The sequence below is a fragment of the Bacillus sp. Marseille-P3661 genome (assembly GCF_900240995.1).
Taxonomy (GTDB): Bacteria; Bacillota; Bacilli; order Bacillales; family Bacillaceae_J; genus OESV01.
The window spans coordinates 1-4,620 of the sequence record NZ_LT965961.1 but is presented as its reverse complement, the minus strand read 5'-3'; the positions used below and the strand labels follow the sequence as shown (position 1 = coordinate 4,620).

At 33.2% G+C, this 4,620-nt stretch carries 2 protein-coding genes and 1 rRNA gene; all 3 read right to left on the bottom strand.

Annotated elements, in window-relative coordinates; genetic code table 11:
* Nucleotides 1–83, bottom strand: a 16S ribosomal RNA gene (locus C1724_RS25255); the annotation flags it as partial.
* An 875-nt stretch (nt 84–958) separates the two neighbouring features.
* The gene (helD, locus tag C1724_RS25250; RefSeq protein WP_102349831.1) at nt 959–3,286 is read right to left on the bottom strand and encodes an RNA polymerase recycling motor HelD; all 2,328 of its coding nucleotides are present in this window, start codon (nt 3,284–3,286) and stop codon (nt 959–961) included.
* Between the two features lie 808 nt (nt 3,287–4,094).
* Nucleotides 4,095–4,620, bottom strand: a 526-nt coding sequence (locus tag C1724_RS25245) for a DnaD domain-containing protein (RefSeq protein ID WP_142386597.1), incomplete at its 5' end; no start/stop codon positions are given.

Below are 4,620 nucleotides of genomic sequence, written 5' to 3'. Positions count from 1 at the left end.
AAGCTCCTCGTCATCCGCTCGACTTGCATGTATTAGGCACGCCGCCAGCGTTCGTCCTGAGCCAGGATCAAACTCTCCGAAAAGGGTTTGATTGCTCAAACTAATATACTGACTTGGTTGTTGAACTGAGTTCAACTTGTTTTGCACGCTTGACATTTTGTTTAGTTTTCAAAGAACATCATTTTCTCAATCGCTTGTTGCAGCGACAAGAATTAGTATATCATATCAACTTCGTGGAAGTCAAATGTTTTTTTTCTTAAAAAAGTAAGTTGTTATCCCTTGATCTGTTATTCACTAAAGTGTGTTTACAATACACTTTCTAAGATTACGATATACCCACTTATGACATGCACTTGGCAACATCTTAAAAACTTAACTTTAGAGTTTAAAACATAACTCTTCGTTATCATTTCTAAACAAATTTCAAAGAGAACATTTACTAGATTAACAAATCTATACCTCCTAATCAATGGTAAGTTATTCCACTACTATTTTTATATTAAACACATATACCAATCCCGAAATAAATCAACCTATTCAAATCTTTAAAAATGACATAATCCGAAAACCATTCATTTCTTTTACACCGATATTCATTAAAGAGCAACAGTCTATCCCCTTACAATGTGTGTTTAAACATATTACAACGGTTTAATATCATTAGTATAAATACTATATACCAAATGAGGTGCAGCACAAAACATTTTCAAGTTTTTATTGATAAAACAATATCATGTTATTTATTCTTCTTAACTACCGTGCCAGGGCTCAAATTAATAGATGCCATCAATTCTCAGAGGAATACAAGCCAAACAATATAATGCCCATCCCTACAATTAACTGATAAGAGATGGGTCATTATTAAGATTCATCTACGCAAAGTTCTACTTAATAATACTTTTTCTGCAACATGCCTGCACCATTGATTTATTTTCTTCCTTAATATAATATACATGAGCTAAATAATGATCGTTTCATAAAGACCTTTTGAAATTTTATTTATAAGTGGACTCTTTTCTCCTGATGAGAATAAGTAAAGCTCATGCATTGCTCTTGTGCAGGCAGTGTATAGAAGTTTTTTTTCATTATCATGAGTGTACACACCCGCTGAGCAATCATGAATGATTACAGCGTCAAATTCTATTCCTTTCGCTAAATAAACAGGAAGAACGGACACCCCTTTTTCATAAGTACTAGTACCCTTATCAATTAAACGAGCCGGTATGTCCTGGTTTATTTCTTTAAATACTTCTCTACTTTCTTGAGCTGTTTTACATATAATCGCTATTGTTTCGTGACCTTTTGATTGCAAATTAGCTATAAGCTTTAACATCTCTTTATGAAGTAGCTCTTGATCATCGGATTGAATAACAAAAGGTTGATTTCCAGATCGATTTATTGGTTCTATTACATTTCCTTCATCAAGTAATTCTTTTGTAAATTCTACAATTTCCTTTGTACTTCGATAGCTTTTTGTTAATGTTATGATTTCCGAATCCTCTCGCAACGTCATCAAATCTTTTGAAAAAATCGAGAAGGCTTTCATAGTCTCTGAAAAAATAGCTTGATTAAAGTCACCTAAAATGGTCATTCGACTTGAAGGGTAAAGCTGTTTTAAAAACGCAAATTGAAATGGGGTATAATCTTGGGCTTCATCTATAAACAAATGACGAATTTGCGTATTTGGCTTTCGTCCCTCTAGCTGGTCCTGTAAAAAAAGAAATGGTGTTGCATCTTCGTAAAATAATCGCTGCTTGTTTATGTTCTGCAAAGTTTGATTGCAAATATCGTCCCAGTTAATTGGTATTGGTTTTTTAATTATAGGTTCCTTAAATATCTGACAGTAAATCTCCTCTAAATTTAAGAATTTTAATTTCTTAACTGCAGATCTAATCGGTTTAAAATAATGATTTACTAACGTTTTGGCCAAGGCCTTTTGTTCTCGCTCGAAATCATTAAATGTATTCTCCGAAAACCTCCCTTGTTTTTGTAATCGTTTATAAATTTTTTGATATTCATCATTATCCATTAACTCTATTTCCTCAAGAACCCAATCTTTTTTAGATTCTTGTTTGGACATTCTTCTTAGTTCCTTTAATAGCCAATCCTTAACAATTTCTAAACGATTCGGAATCGACATCGTACAATCTAATGAATAAAATTTTTCCTGAATAACTTGTTTCGAAATTAAAATTTCACCACGAAATATTATATTTCTAAATATTAATCCTTGCTTCGAAAGATTACGAACATAGTTTTGAATAAGATCAATAAAATCCTGACTTCCTTTATAACGAATGCCTTCTAATCTAGCCTGGACTTCTTGTTTGTTTGACGACGTTAATACAAATTCAATTTGGGAAAAAGAGTCTTCTATTTCGTATTTTCTTCCAAGACGGAGCTCTAAATAATGCTGAAATGTTTCTTGTTGCATATTTTCTTCTCCTAGCTCGGGAAGAACTGTTGCTACATAATTGCTAAACATTGGATTTGGTGAAAACAACATAATGTTTTCAGATTGAATACTTTCTCGATATCGATAAAGTAAGTACGCAATTCGTTGTAATGCAGCTGATGTTTTACCGCTCCCAGCTACTCCTTGTACGAACAATAATTTACTCCGTTCATTTCGAATAATATCATTTTGCTCTTTTTGAATAGTTGATACTATACTTTTCATTTGTGTATTGGCATTATTGCTTAATACCTCTTGTAGAACTTCGTCTCCAATCGTTACTCCTGTATCAAACATGGCCTTAAGTTTTCCATTTTTAATTATATATTGTCTCTTCAAGGTGATTTCACCTTCAATTAGACCATCCAGTGTATCATATTGAGCTGGACCTGTAGAATAGTCATAATATACGCTAGATATCGGCGCTCTCCAATCATAGATGAGAAATTCCTTATCTTCTTCATCCATTAAAGAAGACGTACCTATGTAGATTTTCTCTTCCTTTTGATCCCCGCTTTCGATAAAGTCAATACGGCCAAAATACGGAGAGTTTTTTAAACGGCTTAAATTCCGAAGTTGTTGATCCATTTTTTTATGACTTCTTTCACGTTCCGACAACATTTCCACTTGCTGTTTTATACTTGTAAATGTTTCTCCAACTTCACCTGAATCCTCAAAGTTTAGCGTTACATCATCCCAGAACGTTTTTCGAATTCCCTTTATATCTGCCTTGACACCCTTACTATTTCTGTCTATTAATTCTTGTTTCTTTTTAATTATATAAAGAATTTTCTCAACTCTTAACTGCTCCTCTTTCCATTCATTATGCATTTTTACAGTCTCCTTCAAAAGTCTATCTATTTGACATTTCAGAATATATGTTGTAAATTATTATTGGGTAAAAATGCCATTTATTACATATTTTTGCTATGAACCGCAAATTAAATATTAACACAAAGTGGTAACCACTTTCAATTCTACGTATTTAGCGCTATACGATTTTAGAATCATTTACCTTATCAAATCATTTTATTCCTTATAAATTAATTAGAAACCAAAACGAGTTCAAAAAAAGGAAACTACTGATAACTTTGTAAAAATAAACTATTAACTTTCTTAATTCAAAAGGTTAGACTGTTGATAAATATGCAAGTACTCTATTAGTTAACTAAAGGAACAGTATACAAAAATACACGAGTGAACTGATTTTGAAAAGTTGTAGTGAAGGCATTAAAATTAAGCTCATGATTTTATGCCCAACCCCACCCTTGCCTGCTCCATAATAGAATTACGAAATTCACTAGTTGATTGCACGATTGGATCTAATTCATACAGCAATTTCCATTCATTCCCGTTCTTTCCGCAGTTCAAGAAGGGTCTTTTCCGTTCCAGCAAATTTCTCAGCATCACCATTAGATTAGAGCTCCGTTAGATAAGTCATGTCATTTAAACAGTTCGAGGACAGATATGGTGGTCAATTAAATGAAATCAAATCAATCGTCTTACCAGCCCGCTTGAGTTCCATCATTCTTTCGTTAATTCTTCACCTAATATTCATCAAATTGTTCAGGTTGAATCGTATCCTTTAGTAAATAATCGGCCTTGATCAACCTTCCCAAGAACACCTTTTCCACCATACTTATTCTTCTTCACCTGCCGTTAAGTCCAGTTCAAAGTACCTTGGAATCACTCTACCTCCAGGATCCGATTCGTTTGATTGCTGGTTTTTAAGGACAGGCTTTTGTTTTTCCTCATACGAATCTACTTCATCTACGGTTAGTGGTGATTCATTTTTCCAGTTTTTTAGAATCCCGACAATGTAATTCAACCTTCGCTTGTTAGTAGCACATGCAATATTCATGGCTTTTAAAATCATTTCTTTCGATTGTAAAAAACTAGAATCATCCAACCACGACAACAACTGCTGTTTCGCACTGACGTTACTATAACCAAAACCATTACTATCCCAAAACTCAATAATGTCTTTCGCATACTCTGTTTTTTGATTGCTTTGTAATGTGGTCACTATATCTGGATTGTTCTCTATATTTTGATAGAACGCTTCTTGTTGTTGTTGTTTTTCTTTTTTATTTTCTTTTTGTTTTTCTTTTTGCCCACGTATCGTATCAGGACAAAGCAACGTATCGTCAGAATGTTCACAAGGG

Bases quoted from the DNA above. Each gene is read 5' to 3' on its own strand.
- helD (WP_102349831.1), bottom strand. From the start codon at position 3,286: ATGCATAATGAATGGAAAGAGGAGCAGTTAAGAGTTGAGAAAATTCTT.